We start from the raw sequence: 23,839 nt of genomic DNA, 5'->3' as shown, positions 1-23,839 counted from the left end.
TGAAAATATGCTACTAACAAAATTTTCTATTAAAAGGCAGATTACACTCGTAATGATTTATGCAGTTGTAATTTTATTTAGTTTCTTCTCCTTTTCGCAATTAAAAATTGATTTCTTCCCGGATATAACTTTTCCGTTTGCTGGTGTAATTACAAGTTACACGGGTGTAGGACCTGAAGACATTGAAAACTTGATAACCAAACCAGTCGAAGAAACTGTTTCATCTGTAAAAAATATTGCAAAAGTTAGTTCACAATCTTTCAAAGGTTCCTCTGTTGTAATGCTTGAGTTCAAATATGGAACCGATATGGACATTGCAGAAAACGATATCAGAAAAAATTTAGATTATATACGAGATTTTTTACCAACCGATGCAACCGAACCGGTTGTCTTTGTCTTCGATCCATCGATGATGCCGATAGGTTATTTCAGCATAAGTTCTCCGTATCTCGGGCCTGCAGAAATAAGAAGATTAGCCGAAGAAAAAATTGAACCATTGCTTGAAAGAGTTGACGGTGTGGCTTCAGTTCAAACTATGGGCGGTCAGCAAAGACAAATAAATGTTAGTATTAATCCCGTTTTACTAGCATCGTACGATTTATCTCCCAATGATGTTTTGTTAACAATTCAACAGGGGAGCGGTTTGCAGCCCGCCGGGACAATTCAAACTAAAGGCAAGAACTATAACTTGCGTGTGCTCAGTGAATATTTATCGTTAGATCAGATTAAGAAATCAATCATAACATATAAAAACGGTGTGCCGGTTTACATCAGTGATGTTGCAAATGTAGAAGATGGATACAAAGAAAATACAAATGAGGTCAGGGCAGATTACGGCGAAGGTGTTATGTTGTTCGTGATGAAACAATCAGATGCCAATACTGTTCTGACCAGCAGAAATATTAAAAAAGCTCTTCCCGATATTATTGCAGGTTTACCACAGGGTACAAAGTTGAGCCAAATGTGGGACCAGTCGGAATTCATTATGCAGTCCGTAAACAACTTGAAGAATTCCGCAATAATTGCATTCGTCTTATCGTTTGTTGTAATCTATTTCTTTTTAAGAAATATACGCGGAAGCATAATAATGGGAATCTCAATTCCTCTTTCTGTAATAGCAACTTTTGCAGTAATGTATGCGGCGAATATTACTTTGAATATAATCTCCATGGCCGGTCTTGCGCTTGCGATCGGTATGTTGGTTGATAACTCTATAGTTGTGCTCGAAAATATTTACCGTCATCAAGAGATGGAAAAAAATCTAATAGAATCTGCCGATGTCGGAACAACAGAAGTAGGAATGGCAATTACCGCATCAACATTAACGACCATATCCGTATTCGTACCGGTTTTATTCGTACCAAACATCACCGGACAGTTATTTAAAGATATGGTACTTACAATTTCGTACAGTTTGATTGTATCGTTAATTGTTGCGGTTACAATCGTGCCGATGATGGCAACAAGAATTCTAAAGCTCGAAACAAAAAAGAAAGAGAACCGCTTTACAAGGATTAAAGATAAAATGGGTGACTGGCTAATTAGATTTACGAATTGGTATAGCCGAATTTTGCACTGGTCAATCTATCATAGAAAAACAATTTTAATTTCTGTTACCGTTCTATTCATTCTATCATGCGGATTAGCGGCGTTGCTTGGCGGTGAGTTTCTGCCTAAATCCGATCAAGGAATAATAGATGTTATGATGGAATCACCTTCGGGTACTCCTATTGAACAAACAAGAATTTATGCGTATAAAATTGAAGATATTGTGAAGGAAGTAGTTAATAAAGAGGAAGTTGAATCTCTGTCAATATTTTATGGTGAAAGAGAAGGTATTGCGGCATTTGGTACAACCGCAAGCACTATCGAGCTTTTTCTAAAATTGACTCCAAAGGAAAAAAGAAAAACATCGCAATTTGAAATACAGGATAGATTGAGAAAAAAATTTGATCAGATGCCGGGCGTTACATATACATTTATGGAGAATGCAGCATTCACAACCGAAAAAGACATTGAAGTAAAAGTTCTTGGATTTGATGTAGCCGGCGCAAAAGTAATTGCGAATGAATTGAAATCCAAAATGGAAAAAGTGAAAGGGTTGGTTGACATTTCTTTGAACACAAAAGAAGAAACTCCGGAGTTGCAAGTTCATCTCAACAAGGATTTATTAAACCATTATAATTTATCCACACTTCAGGTCGCGGGGAATATTTCAACGGCTATTCAAGGAAAAGTCGCTTCTCAATTCCGTGAAAAGAGTGATGAGTATAACATATATGTTCAGTTTGCTAAAGAGTACAGAAACAAAAAAGAATCTCTGGAACAGATAGAGCTTGCAATACCAACGGGCGGCAGAATAAAATTAAAAGACGTAGCCGCCATTGTCGAGGAACAATCGAGTCCGACAATTTATAGAGAAAATCAAAATAGGTTTGTGTCAGTCGGATGCGGATTATCAGGCATCGATCTTTCCGCCGCTGTAATTGAAATAAAAAAAATTATAGCCGATACGCCGGTTCCCTCTGATTATCAGATCATACTCGGCGGAACCGCGGAAGATCAACAGGAAGCATTCTTTTATTTAGGATTAGCATTCATTGCCGCAGTATTATTGGTTTACATGATAATGGCTTCACAGTTCGAATCTTTTGTAGATCCGTTGATAATAATGTTCACGGTTCCTCTTTCAATAATCGGTGTATTCATCTTTCTTGCAATAACCGGAACCAAGTTGGGAGTAATGGCTCTTGTCGGAATAGTTATGCTTGTGGGAATTGCAGTAAATAATGGAATTGTTCTGGTTGATTATATTAATCAACAAAGACATAAAGGAATGGAATTATACGAAGCTGTTGAATTCAGCGGTAAGGCAAGAATGAGACCGGTATTAATGACGGCATTAACTACAATTCTCGGTATGGTTCCGCTTGCAATTGAAATGGGATCGGGTTCTGAAACTTGGTCTCCGCTTGCAAGAGCTGTAATCGGTGGATTAACTGCGACAACTGTACTTACGCTAGTAGTAATTCCAGTTCTATATATCGATTTTGAACATGCGGGCCAAAGAGTAAAAAATTATTTTAAGAATAGAAGAAATAAAAGACAGAGTTTGTTAGAAGCTTAGTGATCCTGTCTACCGACAGGCAGGTTAGAGTCTTAGTGGCAGATGAATCAAAGATATTTTGCTACTAAGACTTTCACTTTAAATATCATCAATACTTTTTGGTCAAAATTATTTAAGTAAAATCATTTTTTTCGTTTCAGTGAAACTATCAGTTTGCAAAGTATAAAAGTAAGTTCCGCTTGATAAATTGAATTTCTTTGCATCGAATTTTTCTTCATACAAGCCCTTAGGTTTTATCTCGTCAACTATTTTAGTTATTAGGCTTCCAAGTTCGTCATACACTGTTAATGAAATATGTCCGCCGGTTGCCAGATTATAACGAATGAGAGTTTCGGAATTAAACGGATTAGGATAATTTTGATTGAGTGAATAGATGCCCGGCAGTAGATCATCATTTTCTAAAGAAACAATTCCGGAAATGTTTTTTAAAATCCAATTATCCGGATCAATCTGAATTGAAGTTGGTTTGTCGTCGACAGTTAGATCGAATGTTTGTATTTGTGAATTATTGATTAACGTTTGTCTGCTTGTTCCGTGCGTGGTTGTAATTAATATCTGAATTGGCATTGTAAAAAATTTTGGATTCGAATTTGCTGTTTGAGTTAGCTTAAGAGTAATCTTATATGTACCGTTCACATCGGAATTATAACTCCATTCTGCAAAATAATTCGGGTAATTCTCACCGTAAATCCACTCCTTGAAAAAATAATCTAAACTTTGACCATAAACTCTTTCAGCAACCCGTTGAAAATCTTCTGTTGTCGCAACGTTGTATGCAAGTCCGGGTTCATTTGCATACTCACGCATGATTTGGAAAAATTTATCATCACCTACAATTCCGCGCAGCATGTGAAGAACAGAACCGCCTTTGTTGTAAGATCTGGCAGAATTAAAAATTTGTCTTTCATCGTTAATGTTCTGAACATATATTGTTCCTTGCGCAGTTTTAGCAGAAGCGAACATGTTGTTTACAACAGAATTAAAAGTCGGTTGATCATATTCATACAGCCAGTAAAGCTTTTCGCAATAAGTAGCGAATCCTTCATTCAGCCAAATGTTCTGCCAATCTTTGCATGTTACTTTATCGCCGAACCATTGATGAGCCAATTCGTGAGCGATGTAAGTCTCGTAACTCATAGCACCGCTACCCATTGAAGTAATTGTCTGGTGTTCCATTCCGCCGCCCCAGCCAAATTCCGCATGACCGTATTTCTCTTTTAAATACGGATAAGGTCCAAATTTTTGAGAAAAGATTTTTAGCATATCAATAGTTTTTGCAACGGCATTTCTTCTTGTATTATCTATTCTTTCAGGATAGCAATAATGCACCACCGGAAGAAATTTTCCAGGTTCGTATTCAAACTGATCATTAATTGTTTGATAGTTTGTCATCGCAATCGAAATCAAATAATTTGCGATGGGATAATGATTTTTCCATTTATAAGTTCTTGTTCCATCGGAATTATCAACAGTTCCTTCCAATGATCCGTTTGAAACAGAGACAAAAAATTTATCGGCTGTTATCCAAACGTCTGATGAATCAACTTTATCGGCGGGTGTATCTTTACTTGGCCACCAATCTCTTGCGCCATAAGGCTCACTCAATGAAGATACTACCGTTTTATAAAAGGATGATGTGCTATCGCGAAAAGAAAATGAAGCTTGACTTATAAACCCGGAACCGCTTGTTGGTCTACCTCCATAGGTGATGTCCACAGAGAATTCTTCACCCAGTGCGTAAGTTTTATCAAGATTTATTACAAGATGGTTGCTGCCGGATGGTTGAGAAAAATTCAAATTTATTCCGTCTAATTTAACAGATGAAACATGTAACGCATTTACCAAATCCAGATAGAATGAGTTGATGGAAGAATTAGCCGGACGGGCTTTAACAGTTATAATTCCATTTAAAAAATTTGGATTGGTTGTTACTGTCAAATTCAATTTGTAATAGGTAACATTTATGTTGCTGTCACCGGGATATAAAACGTGAGATGTTTTATTCAACCGGGCAAACGCTTTTATCTTTCCCTTAGAACAAAAATCGGCAGCATCTTGGGGAAATACAGAAGCGAAAGAAATTAAAAAAAGAATAAACCCAAGAAAATATCTTTGCATATCAGTCCATTAGTTTTTACGGTAAAAGATATTCAACAATCTGGTGAAGAGAAAGGGATTTATTCTGATACAAGTTTGGGAGAAATTAGAAAATAGAATATTCATCATTTTTCTCATTTTTGTCCTTATAATTGTAATTAGAGATACGGAAGGTATAACGTATTAATGTATACTTTTTGAAAAATCATTGACACCCGGTAATATTAATATTGAGGATTTTTTCTATGAAGCGGCATACTAAAATTTTTATTGGTTTGGTTTTTGGTGCAGTGGCTGGCGTAGCATGTAACATACTGTTTCCCGAAGCACCTGCTTTAATATTTGTGCAAAGATACCTTAGTGATCCGCTTGGGAAAATATTCTTAAACCTCCTTATCATGATGGTTATCCCTTTAGTCTTTGCTAGTCTTTCATTAGGAGTAGCACAGATAGGAGACCTAAAAAAACTCGGACGAATTGGATTTAGAACAATTAGTTATTTTCTACTTGTTACAACTCTTGCTGCAACTATTGGTTTAGTCTTGGTCAATATTATTCGTCCCGGAGACTATCTGCCCGAGGAAACTAAAACTCAATTGTTAGCCTCTTATAAAGGACAGGCGGCGGAAATTAAAGAAGCTACAGAGAAAACTGAATTTGGAATTCAGACATTTGTAAATATTGTCCCGCGTAATCCGTTTACCGCTGTCGCAAAACCGAATCCAGATATGTTGGCTCTGATTTTTATCTCTTTGATAGTTGGAATTGCTCTCACAATAATTAGCAAAGAACGTGCAGCGCCATTGATTAAATTATTGGAAGGAATTAATGATGTTACGGTAGTTGTAATAAATATAGCAATGAAACTTGCGCCATTCGGAGTAACAGCATTAATCTTCAGCGTTACTTCACGTTTTGGTTTTGATTTGCTGGTTGCGCTCAGCATGTATATTGTTACAGTATTACTGGGATTAGCGCTGCATCAATTCGGTGTTTTTCCAATACTTTTAAAAATATTTGCCAGATATAGCCCGCTGAAATTTTTCCGTAAAATAGAAACGGTTATGCTTACCGCATTCTCAACCAGTTCTAGCAACGCAACATTACCAACCACAATCTCGGTAGCCCAAGATAATCTTGGTATCCCTTCTCAGATCACCGGATTCGTTTTACCGCTCGGCGCAACAATGAATATGAATGGTACAGCTCTCTTCGAGGGAGTAACGGTTCTTTTTCTTGCACAGGTTTTTGGCGTGCATTTATCCCTGGGAGTTCAAATTATTGTTGTTCTAATGAGTGTGTTAACTGCAGTCGGTTCTGCCGGTGTTCCTTCCGGTTCGATACCACTTCTTGTAATTGTGCTTGCGATGGTGAATGTTCCGGTAGAAGGAATTGCGATTATTCTTGGTGCTGACCGTCTATTAGATATGTGCAGAACAGTATTAAATGTTACCGGAGATATAACATGCGCGGCATATATTGCCCGGTCGGAAGGATTTGAATTAAAACAATAGATGCTTTCTTACATAAAGGAAAGTGAAAAAGAGAAGTGGAAACAGAATTATTTTTCAATCTTTTCGCAGAGTTCTGTTAAAACTCCTCTTGTTGATTTTGGATGAAGGAAAGCGATATTCATATTGTCGCCGCCTTTTTTAGGTTCGGTATCAATCAATTGAATCCCTTTGGCAGCAACTTCATTAAGAGAGTCTTGCAGATTATTTACTGCAAAAGCAATATGATGTATCCCTTCTCCTTTGGCTTCTATAAATCTTCCAATCGGTCCAAGTGGATCTGTTGATTCTAGCAGTTCGATCTTAGTTTGTCCCACCATAAAAAAAGCTGTTTTAGTTTTCTGGGATCTTACTTCTTCCACTAAATAACATTTTAAACCTAGAACTTCCTCGTAATACTTTATAGCTTCTTCCATATTCTTTACCGCAATACCAATGTGTTCTATATGTGTAATTTCCATTTTGCCCTCGAAAGAATGAATAATGTTACTTCAAGAATTAGATTATCACCCGTTCTTTATATTCGCCAAAAACTTGGCGCATCGTATTACAAATTTCTCCAATGCTTGCATAAGATTTTACAGCATCAATAATGAACGGAATAAGATTTGTATCGGAACTAGCTGCTTCTTTAAGTGCAACAAGTTTTTGCTCGACTTCTGTTTTATTTCTTTTAGCACGTACATTATTCAGAAATTCAATTTGATTCTTTTGAATCTGTTCATTCAGCCTGAGCAGTTCACCGGGATTGTCATTCTCATCAACAAATTTATTTACACCAACAACAATTCTTTCATTTCGTTCCAATTCTTTATGAAATTGATATGCGGCTTTTTGTATTTCGGTTTGAACATATCCTTCCTCAATCGCGGTTATCATTCCGCCAATTGCATCAATCTTCCGGATATATTCTTCCGCATCTTTTTCAATCTGATCTGTTAGAGATTCAACGTAATAAGAACCAGCCAGCGGATCAATAGTATTGGCAACTCCGCTCTCGTGGGCAATAATTTGCTGAGTACGAAGTGCGATCTTCACCGAATCTTGAGTTGGGAGGGCGAGCGCTTCATCTCGGGAATTTGTGTGTAAACTTTGAGTTCCGCCAAGAACCGCAGCCAATGCTTGAATTGTAACTCTAACGATGTTGTTATCAGTTTGCTGTGCGGTTAAGGTTGAACCTGCTGTTTGCGTGTGGAAGCGAAGCATCTGAGATTTATCTTTCTTGGCTCCGAATCTTTCTTTCATAATCTTAGCCCACAAACGTCTGGCTGCTCTATACTTTGCTACTTCTTCTAAAAGATCGTTGTGTGCGTTGAAGAAAAATGATAATTGTCCGGCAAATTCATCAACATCCAGCCCGGCTTTAATCGCGGCTTCTACATATGCAATTCCATCAGCAAGTGTAAAGGCAATTTCCTGAGATGCGGTAGAACCGGCTTCGCGAATGTGATAACCTGAAATAGAAATAGTATTCCACTTCGGAACTTCATTTCCGCAAAACTCAAATATATTTGTTATGAGCCGCATTGAAGGTTTGGGCGGAAAAATATAAGTACCGCGAGCAAAATATTCTTTTAGAATATCGTTTTGAATTGTTCCGCTTATTTTATCTCTGCTGACCCCTTGTTTTTCTGCAACTGCGATATACATCGCAAGTAAAACAGAAGCCGGAGCGTTGATAGTCATTGATGTTGAAACTTTATCAAGCGGAATCTGATCGAACAATATTTCCATATCGGCAAGTGTGTCGATTGCTACTCCAACTTTCCCGACTTCACCAAGCGCCATCGGATCGTCGCTGTCGTAGCCAATTTGAGTCGGAAGATCGAACGCGACCGACAAACCGCTCTGTCCTTGGGCTAATAAATAACGGTATCTTTCATTCGATTCCTTTGCCGATCCGAATCCGGCGTATTGCCTCATTGTCCAAAATTTTCCTCGAAACATTGTTGGCTGGATACCGCGGGTAAATGGGAATTGACCGGGAAATCCTAACTTTCCATTATAATCTTCCTCATTACTATCAAGAGGAGTGTAAAGCGATTTTACGGGGACAAATGACTGAGAAGTAAATTCTTTATTACGTTCGGGAAATTTAGAAAGCGTTTTCTGATAAATATTATTATCCCAATTATTGTAAGCTTCCTGAACTTTCTTTTTGAGTGTATCTAAATTCATATTTGTTCTTTTTCCAATAAATAAAGACTTATTATAATAATCAGACCTGTGTAATTCTAGAAATAATTCATCACTAATGTAAGAAAATGAATTAAAGAAAAATATTTTTTTGAATCGGTGGCTGAATATAAATACCCTATTATTTTAAATGATAGAAGTATTTGTCTTAAAAAAGGACATTTGAAGACTAAAATTTATTTTTAAATCAGACTTGACAAAGGAATGCGCAAAATCTATTTTTACCCCGCAAATTTATTCCGCGGTAGCTCAATGGTAGAGCATGCGGCTGTTAACCGCAGGGTTGCAAGTTCGAGCCTTGCCCGCGGAGCGAGGGAATTACGATATAAATTGAAAATCCCTTTTTATAGAGCAATTTTGTTTTTGATGATTTAATAATTACCAAAAGTCTTCAGATGCTCTGTTTAATTAATTTATTTTTTCAATTTTTGTAGGAGCATCTTTAAGATGTCAGACAAAGTTACAGGAACCGTAAAGTGGTTCAACAGTTCTAAAGGTTTTGGGTTCATTTCTCGCGAAGGCGGAGATGATGTTTTTGTTCACTTTCAAGCTATTGTTAGTGACGGATACCGTTCACTTCAAGAAGGTCAGAAAGTTGAATTCACAGTTACCCAAGGTCAAAAAGGACCGCAGGCTCAAGAAGTAAAAGTTATCGGCTAATTCCCCGGTAGAAATTTTCTTCTAACATCAAACCCCGACTTAGTTCGGGGTTTGTTGTTTTAAATACGCCTAGTAATTTCTATAAATTTATTTTACTTGAAAATGAAGCATTATTTTGATAAAGTTAATCAACGGTAATTAATTGAGAGAACAAAATGGAATGGAATATTGTTGGAATTAATTTTCTTTACGCTGTGCTTGGTGTTATTCTTATGTTTTTATCTTACAAAATTTTTGATAAGCTCTCGCCTAAAATTAATTTTGAAGACGAATTAAAAAAGGGAAATATTGCTGTTTCAATTTTCATCGGCGCACTGTTCATAGCTATAGCATTGATAATTGCGGGTTCGCTTAATTGAAACGATCTATTCTATTTATATTATTCTTTTCGTTTTTTATTCACGCATATGCCCAAAAATCTTTTTCGAAATACGATGATACATTCCGGAAGTACAGTAAAAGATTCTTTGGACCGGCATTCGATTGGAAAATATTTAAAGCTCAAGGAATTGCAGAAAGCGGTCTCTCTCCAGATGCTATTAGCCAGGTGGGAGCCAAAGGTATAATGCAACTGATGCCCTCTACGTTTGCTGAAGTACAAAGCCGTAACCCGGAGCTGACCGATGTAAACGATCCCGAATGGAATATTGCAGCGGGAATTTATTATGACCGCACAATTTGGAATTGCTGGAAAGAAATTGGAATCGATCCCGAAAAACAGAGATTTACTTTGGGCAGTTATAACGCCGGACGCGGAACTATCATTAAAGCGCGGTCGAAAGCAAAAGATAAAAACTTAGACCATAATTCTTGGAGCAGTATTCGCCAGATTGCACCGGAAGTTCCGCGGTGGAAACATAAGGAAACTATTAATTATGTAAGTAAAATAGACAGCTTTTATTCGCAGCTATTACGTTTACCTGAGAAAAAAAAGCCGTTCATTAGATAAATAATTTTAAAACCACTCTTCATTTACTTTTTCTGAAGAACTAAACTTTTACTTGGATGATTTTATTAATACAACTCCGTGCGAAGGAATTATAGTCCCAAATTTTTCGTCGAACTCACCAAGATTTTTTTGCCGCCACAGATCTCGGATTTTTGTTTTTGTATCCAAACCAATCTCTGAAAAATTAAGTACAAATTTTTGCGAGACATCGCCTGTGTTAAAAATTCCGATTGATTTGCTTCCATCTTCTAAATCTTTTACCCACACCTGTATATTATCTTTTTTAATTTTTGGTGTTGCCTGTTTCCCAAGAGGATCTTGATCTATGGCGAGGACTTCATCATTAGTTAGTAGATTGAGAGTAAAATTATCCAAGCGTGTTAAATCGCATCCAATAAGAAGCGGAGCTGAGAGTAAACTCCACAAACTAATGTGAGTGTATTGTTCATCCGGTGTTAGTTTCGAAGGATGAAGACTTGGTCCCCAGCCTACCCAACCAACCACGAGCATATCCGGATCATTCCAATTTCCCGGTTTAGCATATTTCGCATTTTCAATTTGGCTGAATCCGATTTCACTCATACTCTGCCATGTATCTGTTATGTCTCCGGTTGTTCGCCATAAATTACCGTCAACTCTTCCGCCCCATTCCCAAACTTTGCTCATTCCATACTGGCATAAACTATAGACAATATCGCGGTCAACTTTATTAAGTGCATCTTGCATTACTTGATATGGTTTTATTCTCTCGGCACGTGAAGTATCTTTTGCAATTTTATCATATGAACACCAATCATATTTCAAGTAATCAATTCCCCATGAAGCATAAGATTGCGCGTCCTGAAGTTCATGCAGATATGTTGCCGTATAGCCGCCGCATGTAAGCGGTCCGGGTGAACTATATATTCCAAATTTTAATCCGAGTGCGTGAATACTGTCTCCAAGAGCTTTCATATTTGGAAATTTTGAATTGCATAAAATATTTCCTTTCTCATCACGCTTTGCATCCGGCGAATTGCCAACAATTTCCCATCCGTCATCGATATTAATAAACGTCCAACCATGATTCATTAATCCCTTTTCTTTATAAACTTTTGCGCTAGCTAAAACTTTTTCCTGATCAACCGTTAATCCCCAAACATTCCAGCTGTTCCATCCCATTGGAGGCGTAAGTGCAATAGTTGCGCCGATGGAAATCTTTAACTCTCTCTTTGCAAATCCAAATTTATTTTTTGCAATTAAAGTGGCTTTTGTTTCACCTTTCTCAGAAACAATCCCAGTAATGATTCCAGTTTTCTTATCTATTGCTAAACCTTTCGGAAGATTTATCGCATCAAAGGTCATGGGTCTTGAGCCTGTAGCAGCGATTGTATATAAGAACGGTTTATTTGGACGCTCTCCGTAAACTTTTGCGCCGTTAATTTTTGGCTTCTCTGACGGCTCCGGAGTCAAGATATATGGCGTCTCTTCGCGATAAGTTATTTGCTCTTTGTTGTGAGCAAATTCAAAAATATAATTTACATAGCTTGATTGATCCTGATTAACCAAACTGAAATCGAATTTTTGCAATGTATTTGGTAAAAGATTAAGCGCGGCATATTTTTCATAAATAACTTTTTTGTTCAGTTTATTTTCTGCTTTGATAATAAATTTACCGCTGAGTGTAAGTTTATCGGATGTATTCTTTATAGTAAATGATTTTGAGACGGTTTTATTTTTGAAAATAAACGGAACCTGTCCGTAGTCTAATGAAAGATATTCGCTGATGTGAACCATGCTTATAGCTGAATTGCCGGTGTAGATTCCGCCTTGCCCGCCTTGATCATAAACTCGTACTGCTATTGTGTTTTCTTTATCCCATAAAATTCTCGGATCATTTACAGATAAAGTGTAGCGTCGATTGTAATCCCATAATATTGTTGGTGAATTCAAGAATGATGTATCGGTTGGAGTATCTTCGCCTACATTCTTTCCATTAATTCCAAAAATCTTTCCGTTGATAAACGACTGATCGAAGTTGTTAATCTTTCCCAGAAAAATTTTTAAACTGTCTTTCAAGTATGATTTTTCTTTTAACGAAGATGGAATAAAAACTTTTACTCTGTACCAAGCAAAACCGTCAAGTGGATCGTATCCCTGTTCCTCCCAGATTTTATCAACACGAATCTCTTTCCATTGTGAATCATCGAAAGCAGGTTTGGCGTACTCGAGATTATCCCCAACTTTAAATTTCCATCCGTCTTTTAATAAAATTGATTGCTCGGTCTGTGCTGTGGAGATTGTAACTGAAAAGAAAAGTATGATAAATACGAATTGCAGTTTTTTCATTTTATCACCAAAAGATTTGTTATTTCTTATATCAACTTAATCCGATTTATTAATTGGAACAAAATTATTTTAATGTAGACAATTGGAAAATAATATTAACGCTTTTCTTCAAATCAAAATCGGTGTATTTTGTACTTAATTTCTAATTATAACTTTCCAAAAAAATGAGGAGAGGTAATGAAAAATAAACTCTTTTTTATTTTTGCAATTCTTGCAATCAATTGTACGATCGAGTATGCACAGACAAATTTAATTAATCGCGATGTAAAAATATCGGAGATGATAAAGGAAGTCTCGGCTACAAATCTGGAAAGCTATGTAAGAAATATGGTGAGCTTTGGGACCCGTCATACTCTAAGTACGCGCGGAGATAAAGAGAAGGGAATCGGCGCTGCCTGCAATTGGGTTAAATCTGAATTCGAAAAGTTTGCCAAAGAATCCAATGGAAGGTTAACTGTTAAACTGGATTCTCTGATTCTTGAACCCGATGGGAGAAGGATTGTTAGAAAAATATTATTGACAAATGTGATGGCTACTCTTAAAGGAACTGATGTAAATGATAAAAGAATTTTTATTGTAAGCGGTCATCTTGATTCGCGCAACAGCGAAGCAAACGATTCAACTGCTATGGCTCCCGGTGCAAATGATGACGCTTCCGGAGTTTCCGCGGTTTTAGAATTAGCACGTGTAATGAGTAAACAGAGTTTCCCGTCAACAATTATTTTTGTTGCTGTTTCCGGAGAAGAACAAGGACTGAATGGTTCAGCATTTCTTGCTAAAAAAGCTAAAGATCAGAATTGGGAAGTTGTTGCAATGCTCAACAATGATATGATCAGCAACAGTCATTCCAGCGAAACAGATCTTAAAGACAATATGCAAGTGCGTGTTTTTAGTGAAGGAATTCCATTATTAGAAACTGATGAGATGAAGAAAATTCGTCAATCAACAAATGCGGAAAGCGACGGCAATTCCAGGCAACTTGCGCGTTATATTAAAGAAGTTGGTGAACGTTACGTTGACCAGCTTGAAGTAAAACTGATCTACCGCAACGACAGATTTCTACGGGGCGGCGATCATACTCCGTTTAATCGTGAAGGTTTTACCGCGGTACGATTTTGTGAGATGAATGAAAATTATGAGCATCAGCATCAAAATGTGCGGGAAGAGAATGGAATTAAATACGGCGACCTTCCGGAATTTGAAGATTTCGAATACGCCAAAAAAATTACATCGGTTAATCTTGCAGTTCTTGCAAATTTAGCATCCGCTCCTCAAGCTCCGCAAAATGTAGGAATAGTTGTAAGCGGTTTGACTAATTCAACAACACTGAGATGGAAAACGCCGCAAGGCAAAACTCCTCATGGATATTTTGTCATGATGCGCGAAACATATCTGCCGGTTTGGGAGAAAAAATTCTTTACCGATAAAACTGAAATCACCTTACCTTACTCAAAAGATAATTATTTCTTCGCGGTTCAGTCGGTCGATGAAGAAGGACACGAAAGTCTTCCTGTTTGGCCTCTGCCGGTTAGGTAAAAAAATATAATGGAGAATAAAATGAAAGTAATCAGCAATAGAATAATAGTAAAAATAATTTTTTTCTTAACTCTTTTTACTCTTCTTACTTCAGCGCAGGAAAAGAAAAAACTTACAATTGAGTGGAGATATAGTCCGGAAGCTGCGATGATGACCCGCCTGCCGAATGTTCAGTGGCTGAATAACGGTTTGGCAATGATGTTCGATTTTAAAAAACCAGCCGAAGAAAGAACCATCGAATTATTTGATCCTGCTACTTCGGTTTCTAAACCGGCTTTGGATATGAAAAAAGCAATCACGAGTTTAAAAATATTTCTTGGTGAAAAAACTCCCCCTATGCTTCAAATGCCTAACATATTAGATAAAAACGGGGAGAAAGGGTTTTACATATTCGGCGGTGATGTTTTCCTTCTTAATATGAAAGATGCAACATTCGAACGGGTCACAAATACAAAAGAGGATGAAGAGAATGTTAATTTTTCTCCCGACGGAGAAAAGCTTGCTTACGTCCGTACAAATAATATTTATTTCTATGACATCAAGAATAAAAATGAAAAAGCTGTTACCAGCGACGGTTCAGAAACTATCTTGAACGGAACACTTTCATGGGTTTATTGGGAGGAAGTTTTCGGTCGTGCCGATGTTGCTTATTGGTGGTCCAACGATTCCAAAGCAATTGCATACTTACAAACCGATGAGTCGCCTGTAAGTTTGATGTATTACTCGGATTTTAAACCCGCAGTACCAAATGTTATTAAACAGCGTTATCCTAAAACCGGCGGTACAAATCCGATTGTTAAAGTTGGTGTTTCGGAAATTGAAACTTCAAAAACTACCTGGTTGGATTTTTCAAATAATCCGTACGAATATATTATACGTGTAAATTGGCTGCCTGACAGTAAACAAGTTGCAGTTCAAACAATGAACAGAATGCAGGATGAGCTTGATCTATATTTTGCAGACCGTTGGACTGGAAAGTTAAAACCGATTCTAAAAGAGACGGATCCATGCTGGGTTAATGTTTCCGATGATCTTCATTTCATCAAGAAGGGAAAAGAATTTTTCTGGGCATCGGAAAGAAGCGGTTACGCTCATTTGTACCGATACTCAAATGATGGTAAGTTGATCAATCAGGTTACAAAAGGAGAGTGGGCAGTAGCGGCAAGCGGAGGTGCTGCTTATTGGGTTAGAAAATCGATCAGTGCGGTTGATGAGAAAAATGAAATCTTATACTTCACCGCGCAGGAAAAAGCAGCAACGGAAAAACATCTTTATAGAATTAACTTCGATGGAACCGGAATGAAACGTCTTTCCCAGGAAGAAGGAACTCATGCCATTAATTTCAGTCCCGATGCAAAATACTATTTTGATTCTTACTCGAATATTAAAACTCCGCCGGTTCTTTCACTTTACAAAAATGATGGTAAATTTTTAAAACAGATCGGAACTTACGATGTTGATAAACTTGCGTCACTCGATTTGCAAAGACCAGTGCAATTTACAATCCCGGCTCACGATGGTTTTCCTTTACCCGCCGAGATTTTGAAACCGAAGGATTTTGATCCAAACAAAAAATATCCTCTCATTATTTACGTTTACGGAGGACCTTCTGCACCGCAAGTTTTGAATAAATGGCGCGGTTCACTTTTTTACGATCAAGTTTTAGTAGATAATGGTTTTCTTGTTGCATTCATTGACCCGCGTAACGCAACAGCAATAAGTAAAAAACTTGAAAATTTGTTAATGAAGAATTTGGGAGGCGAAGTAGAGCTCAAAGATCTTGTTGATGGTGTGAAATGGTTTAAAAATCAGTCATACATTGATTCATCGCGTATTGGAGTTTGGGGTTGGAGTGGCGGCGGAACATTTACACTTAACGCAATGACTCATTCAAAAGAATTTAAGGCAGGGATTGCGGTTGCAGCAGTAACCGATTGGCATTATTATGATTCGAAATTCGGCGAAAGCGTAATGAAAACCGAAGCAGTTAATCCGGAAGGATATGAAAAAACTTCATTGGTAAAGAGCGCTAAAAATCTTTCTGGAAGATTGATGCTTGTACACGGAACATACGACGACAACGTTCACATTCAAAATGCGTACGCTTTTATGGATGAACTAATCAAAGCCAATATCATGTTCGATTTGATGATCTACCCGATGCGGCAGCACGGGATAAATGATCGCCCCGCACAGATACACCTCTACAATAAAATGTTAGAGTTCTGGAAAAAGAATTTGTAAAATTTTCATTTGGGAGGTGTCTCAGAAGTAATGTTTTGTTTAAAAATAGAACGCGGAAGACGCGGATACAACTGATTTTCGCAGATTGAAAAGTTGAATAATTACTTCAGAGACACTCTTCGGATTTTTAAATGAAATTCTTTTCAGCTTGCCACAGTTTTTTAAAATCAAATTTTGGACCGCGGCAGATCCAGATAGTTAAATTATTTTCGTAAGGAATCGCGTGAGGCGAAACTATTCTTCCGGCCGCGGTAACTTCGTCAAAGTTGTTAATAAGATGTTCTCTTTCTTCTCCGATTACAATCATCGTTTTAATTGATTTATTTTCATAACCCCAAATCCAAAAATTGTTATGCATACTTATTGCTTTTTCGGGTAATGAATATTTGTGTGAATAATATTCAATCGCGCCGGCACGTCCGTAATTATTGCCGTAAATGACGGTAGTTTTCTTTTCTTCATCTGAGAGTTTTTGATACACTTCGGAAACTGAACGTGCCATATTTTCCCAGCCAAACATATCGGCATAAAATTGAGGAAGTTCAGAAAGTTGATGTCTTTCTGTTGATTGCGGTGCAATACCAGTTATATTCTGATATTTTATAAAATTGTCGACAGACAAAATTGGAATTGCAAATGGTAGGATAATAATTCCTAATATTATTACGAATGATAAATCAATTCTTTGAACCCAAAGCCAAATCTTATTAACGGATAGCTTTTCAAACATAACTCCGCCGCCGGCAAACAAAATGCAAAATGCAGGCGCAAGATATTCCGATTTATTATGACCATTGATAAATAAGATCAAAAAGGAGACAAGAAAAATTGCACCAAGAATTTTGTATTTCTCGTTCCCTTCGATTAAGAAGAAAAAGTATAGTCCTCCAATCCAAATTGGAATTGATGCCGGATTCATAATAAGAAACAACCCGGAAACAAAATCCCAACGCGTAATTCCATTGTACTTATGTGCAAGTGCATTCCGGATAAATTCTAGTGCCGCAAAGTCGTTTTGAAAATTCCAGATTATATAAGGAAGGAAAAGCAAGAAAGAAATTAAAACCAAAAAGAAAAATTGTTTCGACAAAATTCTATTTCTCAATGAAGTTGAGAGCAGACCGATAAATAATCCAAGTGCAAACCATCCCATGCTAATTTTATTCAGCATACCGAAGCCGATAATGACGCCGAGAATTATCCAGTTTTTCAATTTATCTTCTTGAATTATCTTAAGAACAAATAAAAACCCAAGTGCCCAGAAAAAGTGATCAAACGTATTCATTGAATAATAACTATTCATTCCGATATTAATCGGCGCAAGAAGCGCGCATGTTGATGCTATTATAATTGCTGATTTGCCGCCGCCTAATTTTTTTGTTATCAAGGCAACAATAAATATTGTTAGAGCGCCGACAATTGCCGGAACAAGTCTAAGAGCAAATACAGAATCGCCAATCAAATTTCTAACAAACGATAAAATCCAGATTGAAAACGGCGGTTCATCAACGTATCCAAAAGCCAATCGTTTGCTGCATGCGACATAATAAAGCTCATCTCTAAAGATTCCATAACCGGCAAATGTATTTGTGTACAGATGTAGTAAAAGCTTGATAACCGGGAAAACAAATAAAAGTGTTTTTTCTGATACGGCTCGCTTCATTTTAGCTCCGATTTTTCTAATGGAAATTATGAATTGTATAATTTATTGTAAATCATAAAAATGTCTGCTCTCTGCTTGCTTCATATATGCAAGATTCCCAAATTGTCATCAAAATTTTAAGGACTTACAAAGTGCAGATTATTGATTACGCAATCATCCTTATCTATTTCATTTTCAGTTTCGGAATAGCAATTTATTATTCCAAACGAGCTGGAAAAAGCACTCAAGAATTTTTTCTGAGCGGAAGAAATTTACCATGGTATCTTGTGGGACTTTCAATGGTTGCTACTACATTTGCGGCTGATACGCCTCTTGCTGTTACTGAACTTGTTGTGAAAAACGGAATTGCAGGCAACTGGATTTGGTGGAATTTTGTTTTCGGCGGATTGCTCACAGTCTTTTTCTTTGCAAAACTTTGGAGACGTGCGGGAATTATGACTGAAGTAGAATTTGCGGAGATTCGTTACGGAGGCAAACCCGCAAAATTTTTACGCGGCTTCAAAGCAATCTATCTTGGCTTTTTTATGGATTTGATAATTCTGGGCTGGGTTAACCGTGCAATGATCTCGATACTTGTGGGAATGTTTGGAATCCAGGAAAATGTTGCTATCCTTTATGTCTTTGGAATAATGATAATTGTTTCCATTTATTCTGCGATGAGCGGATTGTGGGGTGTGGTTGTTACGGATGCATTTCAGTTTGTATTTGCGATGATTGGATGCATCATACTTGCAATCCTTGTAGTAAACTCACCGCAAGTTGGCGGTGTTGCCGGTCTTCAAGCAAAACTTCCAAAATTTGTTTTTGATTTTTTCCCTAACATTACATCAGATGTTTCAACACTCGGCTCTACGTTTGCTCTTACAACAATTTCATTTCTTGCTTATGTAGGAATTCAATGGTGGGCATCGTGGTATCCCGGTGCAGAACCCGGCGGCGGCGGTTATGTTGCGCAAAGAATGATGAGCGCAAAAAATGAAAAGCATGCATTATTAGGAACCTTCTTTTTTCAAATTGCTCATTATGCAATTCGTCCCTGGCCGTGGATAATTGTCGCTTTATCTGCAATGGTATTATATCCAAACTTGCCTGCGGATCAAGCTAAGATGGGTTACATATATGCCATGCGTGATTTTCTTCCCGTTGGTTTGAAAGGGTTGCTTGTTGCTGCTTTCTTTGCGGCTTACATGAGTACAATCTCAACACAACTAAATTGGGGCTCGTCTTACCTGTTAAATGATTTGTATCGAAGATTTATAAAACAAAACAAAGATGAAAAGCATTACGTCGCGGCATCACGTATAATTACCATATTACTTATGCTCACATCTCTCGTTGTTACTCTCTATGTAAATAGAATCTCCGGGGCGTGGGAATTTATTCTTGAATGCGGAGCCGGTCTTGGATTGGTTCTTATTCTTAGATGGTATTGGTGGAGAATAAATGCATGGTCGGAAATTTCGGCAATGTTGACTCCGTTTGTTACGCTACCGCTTGTAAAATATTTAGGAATTTCATTTCCGCTTTCACTTTACTATTTGGTTTTTGCTACCACATTAGTGTGGCTTATTGTAACATTTCTTACCAAACCTACCGATGAAGAAAAATTGAAAGAATTTTACCGTACCGTTCATCCCGGAGGAATTTTATGGAAGAAGATCTCCGTTTTGATGCCGGAAGTTGAAAGTGATTCCGGTTTTGCGAGAATGTTTCTAAACTGGTTTCTTGGGGTTGTTCTTGTTTATTCTTCACTTTTCGGGATCGGCAGTTTGATCTTTGGTAATTACTTAAATACTGTTATCTATCTGGCCGTTGCGGGGGTGAGTTTGTTCATTGTACTGAAAAATATTTCAAAGTGATGAGATTACTTTCGGTGAAATAAATTATTTGTAGAGACGAGGCATGCCTCGTCTTTACGACACAAATTGCTCGTATTAATAAGTGTGGCTTTTATGTTAAATGACAAAATATAAAAATAAATACAGAATTGAATCTGCGCGATTGAGTGAATGGGACTATTCGAATCCATGGTGGTATTACATAACTGTTAATACTAAAAATCATGTTGAATGGTTTGGAAAAATTGTTAATGAAGTAATGAAATTTAATGAACTAAGCTTTATAACAAAAAATGCTGGTCCGAAATTCCGGTACATTTTCCAAATGTGGAATTGGATTATTTTATTGTTATGCCAAATCACATACATGGAATAATAATTATTAGTTTATTGGTAGAGACGAGGCATCCCGCCACCGCGGGACAAGTTGCCTCGTCTTTACGAAACAAAACAATTAGCTTATCTAATATTGTTGGTTCATTCAAATCGGCGGTTTCAAAACAAGCACATGAGAATGGTCTTGATAATTTTTCTTGGCAGACACGTTTTTATGATCGTGTAATCCGGAATGAAAAAGAGTTATTTAATACTAGAAAATATATTTCTCAGAATCCGCTTAAGTGGGAATACGAAAAGAGATTACCTGAAAATATTTTTGAATTTTAAAATATTACAACATTACAACATATGTCTCAATGATAGTAATAAAACTTAATTTATTTATGATGGATTATATTCCATTATTGTAGAGACGGGACATGTCCCGTCTTTACGAAAACTTTTTCATTAATGACTAAGCATCCCACGTTGCAAGACAAGTTGCCTCGTCTCTACGTTTGTCATTTTAATTTATCCACAAAAATCTTTTTAAATTTTTCCACTTTCGGTGTAATTACGAAACTGCAGTACGGCGCATGCCCGTTTTTATTGTAATAATCCTGGTGATAATCTTCCGCTTTGTAAAATTTTTTAAAAGGAACAATTTCCGTCACAATCGGATCATCCCAAATTTTTTCTGAATCAAGTTCTTTCTTGTACTTCTCGGCGAGTTCTTTTTGTTCATCGCTGTGATAAAAAATTGCCGAACGGTATTGAGTTCCTGTATCATTCCCTTGACGGTTAAGTGTAGTTGGATCATGTGTTTTCCAAAACACTTCCAATAATTCTTTGAAAGAAATTATCTTCGGGTCGAAAGTTATTTGAGTGCATTCCGCGTGCCCGGTCTGTCCAGTACAAACGGCTTCGTAAGTCGGGTTTGGGACCGAGCCGCCGCTGTAACCGCTCTCAATTTTTACAACTCCTTTTAATCTTTGAAAAACCGCTTCTGTGCACCAGAAGCATCCCGCGGCAAAAGTGGCAACTTCATATTTTGATGAATCAATCATAGCTTCCTCAAGTTTGGGCTTGGCGTTGTTAGAACAGCTTATTACAGCAAGTAAGAAAAACAAAACAAATTTATTTTTCATATGTCGACTTTCATTTTATCTATTAACAAAGAATTTTAATTATATGTTCCCGCAAGACAAACTGTTTATGTGGCTAAAGCCGATAGTCGCGGTGTTTAGTAATCCACGATCTAAAGCTTGTAGTTATTTAATTTCTGTCTTTGTGTAAAGTGAATTAGTCATTGCGAGTCCCGCAAGGCGGGACGTGGCAATCTCAATTCTTAATGACATAGAAATAAATTGATTGTCTTCGCGATTAAGAAAATAAAACGCGGACTAATGCTCCAATTAAAAAAAATGATTTTATGATTTTTAAAAATATATTTTCTTAAGTCTAAAGAATTGTTAAATTGATGCAAGAAAATCCCGCCAATACAAATTTTGAGAGAAAATAAAATTTTGTAATAAGCTTCTTTGCAGTGGAGGTTATTAATGCCCAACTCCGTTAATAAGGCAAAACACTTATCTGCTAAAACTAATTTCTGGGAAAGAGATGAAATTCCCGGACAACCGCTGCAAGATGAATCAACAGAAATAAAAAAATCCGTAATAGCATTTTTTGAATTACCTATCAACTGGTGGTCCAGCCATTCTTCCTTTGGCGCGGCAAATAAATTGAAAAGGGTAGACCTTATAAAACTAAACCGCGAAAAAATTGATAAGCTAAATTTATCTCACTCTACGGATTGGCAAGTTGGAGACGGTGATTATAAGTCTGTAAAGAAAGAAAATGAAGAAAACAGGTTCTTACCATTTGAGGCAAGACGGAGATTAAAAAAAATATTATTAGGAGTTGCCCTGGTTTTAGCTGCGCTGATAATATGGCTATTCTCTTTTATGGTTTCATCGATTAAAAATTTTTAAAGCATAGGGGTGTGTATGAAAAAATTTATACAACTTTTGATAGCTGTTTTGTTTTACTTGCCGGCTGTTAGTTGGGGACAGATATTTTCACAAAATTTTACTTCTAGTTCTACGCTGAGCGACTATATTAACTCGACGAGCCCTAATAGTGGTCAATGGAATGCGATTGGATCAAGTAATGCTAATGGTACAGTCTTGATTTCTAATAATGCATTGGTCTTTACTAGAACCACTGACCCTAATAGCATGTCATTTTCTCGTACAACGGATTTTTCACCCACACCAACTGGCATGGTTTATTCATTTGTAATTGCAGTTTCTGGGAATACAGTAGCTCAAACAACTGCGGCTGTATTCCAAGTTGGTAGTGTATTTGGAACCGCAAATTCAGCTGAAGCGAATGCAAATGTTTATGCACGATTTGGTATAAACCTTACTGCAACCGATGGTACATTTTCGATAAGAGATATTGGAGCAGGCACAAACAGTGCGACTCTAAGTGGTGCTCAATCAATAACATGGTATCTAAATAATACTGGAAGTACAGTAACATACACTGGACCTGATGGAAGTTCTGAAGCAGTTGCTAATGATACTTGGGATTTATGGGCCGGTACTGCAAAAATAATGAATGATAAAGCTGCAACTACAGTGAGTCAATCGATGACTGATTTAAAGTTTGCTTTTACAGCGGGAACCGGTGCGATAATTCTAGATAACTTTTTAATTTATGGCGCAACGGATGGAGCTCTCCCCGTCGAGCTCACCTCATTCACATCAAATGTAAATGGTAACAAAGTAGAACTCAATTGGAAGACTGCGACGGAGGTGAACAATTATGGGTTCAGCATTGAGCGGTTAGCTGTAAGCGGACAGCCGAATGCTGATAGCTGGACAAAGATTGGATTTGTACAAGGAAATGGAAACAGCAATTCGCCGAAGAGTTATTCTTTTACAGATGAACCTACCGGCGGCAAGGAATTTAATTATCGTCTGAAGCAAATTGATTTTGACGGAGCGTATGAATATTCCGATATAATTACGGCAGTTCTTGAAAACGTTTCCGCATTTGCACTTGAACAGAATTTTCCAAATCCGTTTAACCCGACTACAAAGATCAGCTATACAATTCCCGAAAGAGTAAATGTTAAATTGAAAATTTATGATATGATCGCTCAGCAAGTAGCAGAACTTGTAAATGGTTCTCAAGAAGCGGGTCACTACCAAGTTACATTTGACGGCAGCGATCTACCGAGCGGTGTTTATTTTTATAAATTGGAAGCTGGAAAATTTGTGGAAGTTAAGAAATTTATGCTGATAAAATAATATTCTATCCGTAGAGACGAGGCATGCCTCGTCTCTACACTTAAGATCCCTATTT

At 37.1% G+C, this 23,839-nt stretch carries 18 protein-coding genes and 1 tRNA gene; 13 read left to right on the top strand and 6 right to left on the bottom strand.

The window, feature by feature from the left end:
- Positions 1-7: 7 nt before the first annotated feature.
- Positions 8-3,127, top strand: a complete 3,120-nt coding sequence (locus tag NTX65_06500) for an efflux RND transporter permease subunit (GenBank protein ID MCX6168967.1) — start codon at positions 8-10, stop codon at positions 3,125-3,127.
- A 108-nt stretch (positions 3,128-3,235) separates the two neighbouring features.
- Here NTX65_06500 and NTX65_06495 read toward each other — a convergent pair whose 3' ends face one another.
- Positions 3,236-5,245 carry a M1 family aminopeptidase gene (locus tag NTX65_06495; GenBank protein MCX6168966.1) on the bottom strand — a complete coding sequence of 670 codons (2,010 nt, stop codon included), beginning with the start codon at positions 5,243-5,245 and terminating at the stop codon, positions 3,236-3,238.
- A gap of 224 nt (positions 5,246-5,469) precedes the next feature.
- On the opposite strand from NTX65_06495, the gene NTX65_06490 reads away from it, so the two are divergent.
- A complete protein-coding gene (locus tag NTX65_06490) occupies positions 5,470-6,738 on the top strand; it encodes a dicarboxylate/amino acid:cation symporter (GenBank protein MCX6168965.1) in 1,269 nt (422 codons plus the stop codon).
- Between the two features lie 47 nt (positions 6,739-6,785).
- On the opposite strand, the gene mce is transcribed toward NTX65_06490, so the two are convergent.
- Positions 6,786-7,196: a methylmalonyl-CoA epimerase gene (gene mce, locus NTX65_06485; protein ID MCX6168964.1), complete on the bottom strand. Its 411-nt coding sequence runs from the start codon at positions 7,194-7,196 to the stop codon at positions 6,786-6,788.
- Between the two features lie 37 nt (positions 7,197-7,233).
- Positions 7,234-8,913, bottom strand: coding sequence for a methylmalonyl-CoA mutase family protein (locus tag NTX65_06480; GenBank protein MCX6168963.1), 1,680 nt, complete (start codon positions 8,911-8,913; stop codon positions 7,234-7,236).
- Between the two features lie 256 nt (positions 8,914-9,169).
- Here NTX65_06480 and NTX65_06475 point away from each other — a divergent pair.
- The 4 genes from NTX65_06475 to NTX65_06460 all read left to right on the top strand — a co-directional run bounded on the left by NTX65_06475 (position 9,170) and on the right by NTX65_06460 (position 10,540).
- A tRNA-Asn gene (locus NTX65_06475) sits at positions 9,170-9,241 on the top strand.
- Positions 9,242-9,378: 137 nt separating this feature from the next.
- Positions 9,379-9,591, top strand: a complete 213-nt coding sequence (locus tag NTX65_06470) for a cold-shock protein (GenBank protein ID MCX6168962.1) — start codon at positions 9,379-9,381, stop codon at positions 9,589-9,591.
- A gap of 155 nt (positions 9,592-9,746) precedes the next feature.
- Positions 9,747-9,950 (top strand): DUF350 domain-containing protein, encoded by a 204-nt coding sequence (locus tag NTX65_06465; protein MCX6168961.1) that lies wholly within the window; start codon positions 9,747-9,749, stop codon positions 9,948-9,950.
- Positions 9,947-10,540: a transglycosylase SLT domain-containing protein gene (locus NTX65_06460; protein MCX6168960.1), complete on the top strand. Its 594-nt coding sequence runs from the start codon at positions 9,947-9,949 to the stop codon at positions 10,538-10,540. Before NTX65_06465 ends, NTX65_06460 begins: the two co-directional genes overlap by 4 nt.
- Positions 10,541-10,588: 48 nt before the next feature.
- Here the strand turns inward: NTX65_06460 and NTX65_06455 are convergent, their stop codons facing one another.
- A complete protein-coding gene (locus NTX65_06455; GenBank protein MCX6168959.1) occupies positions 10,589-12,868 on the bottom strand; it encodes a putative Ig domain-containing protein in 2,280 nt (759 codons plus the stop codon).
- Between the two features lie 177 nt (positions 12,869-13,045).
- Between NTX65_06455 and NTX65_06450 the strand changes: the two genes are divergently transcribed.
- Positions 13,046-14,404: a M20/M25/M40 family metallo-hydrolase gene (locus NTX65_06450; GenBank protein ID MCX6168958.1), complete on the top strand. Its 1,359-nt coding sequence runs from the start codon at positions 13,046-13,048 to the stop codon at positions 14,402-14,404.
- A 21-nt stretch (positions 14,405-14,425) separates the two neighbouring features.
- Positions 14,426-16,648 (top strand): S9 family peptidase, encoded by a 2,223-nt coding sequence (locus NTX65_06445; protein ID MCX6168957.1) that lies wholly within the window; start codon positions 14,426-14,428, stop codon positions 16,646-16,648.
- Positions 16,649-16,775: 127 nt separating this feature from the next.
- On the opposite strand, the gene NTX65_06440 is transcribed toward NTX65_06445, so the two are convergent.
- Positions 16,776-18,311 (bottom strand): glycosyltransferase family 39 protein, encoded by a 1,536-nt coding sequence (locus tag NTX65_06440; protein ID MCX6168956.1) that lies wholly within the window; start codon positions 18,309-18,311, stop codon positions 16,776-16,778.
- Between the two features lie 131 nt (positions 18,312-18,442).
- Here NTX65_06440 and NTX65_06435 point away from each other — a divergent pair, with 131 nt between their 5' ends.
- From NTX65_06435 to NTX65_06425, 3 genes are all read left to right on the top strand, one after another.
- Complete coding sequence (locus NTX65_06435; GenBank protein ID MCX6168955.1) at positions 18,443-20,170, top strand: Na+:solute symporter; 1,728 nt, start codon at positions 18,443-18,445, stop codon at positions 20,168-20,170.
- A 100-nt stretch (positions 20,171-20,270) separates the two neighbouring features.
- The gene (locus NTX65_06430; protein MCX6168954.1) at positions 20,271-20,525 is read left to right on the top strand and encodes a hypothetical protein; all 255 of its coding nucleotides are present in this window, start codon (positions 20,271-20,273) and stop codon (positions 20,523-20,525) included.
- Positions 20,501-20,815: a hypothetical protein gene (locus NTX65_06425; GenBank protein ID MCX6168953.1), complete on the top strand. Its 315-nt coding sequence runs from the start codon at positions 20,501-20,503 to the stop codon at positions 20,813-20,815. Before NTX65_06430 ends, NTX65_06425 begins: the two co-directional genes overlap by 25 nt.
- 173 nt (positions 20,816-20,988) lie before the next feature.
- Here NTX65_06425 and msrA read toward each other — a convergent pair whose 3' ends face one another.
- Positions 20,989-21,615, bottom strand: coding sequence for a peptide-methionine (S)-S-oxide reductase MsrA (gene msrA / locus NTX65_06420; protein MCX6168952.1), 627 nt, complete (start codon positions 21,613-21,615; stop codon positions 20,989-20,991).
- A gap of 411 nt (positions 21,616-22,026) precedes the next feature.
- Here msrA and NTX65_06415 point away from each other — a divergent pair, with 411 nt between their 5' ends.
- Together NTX65_06415 and NTX65_06410 are read left to right on the top strand one after the other, a co-directional pair.
- A complete protein-coding gene (locus tag NTX65_06415; GenBank protein MCX6168951.1) occupies positions 22,027-22,458 on the top strand; it encodes a hypothetical protein in 432 nt (143 codons plus the stop codon).
- Positions 22,459-22,473: 15 nt separating this feature from the next.
- Entirely contained in the window at positions 22,474-23,784 is a 1,311-nt protein-coding gene (locus NTX65_06410; protein ID MCX6168950.1) for a T9SS type A sorting domain-containing protein, read from the top strand.
- Positions 23,785-23,839 lie beyond the last annotated feature (55 nt).

The organism is Ignavibacteriales bacterium (assembly GCA_026390795.1).
GTDB lineage: Bacteria > Bacteroidota > Ignavibacteria > Ignavibacteriales > Melioribacteraceae > Fen-1258.
Note: the sequence above shows the minus strand (reverse complement) of the source record. Positions and strands in the feature narration are given on the sequence as shown.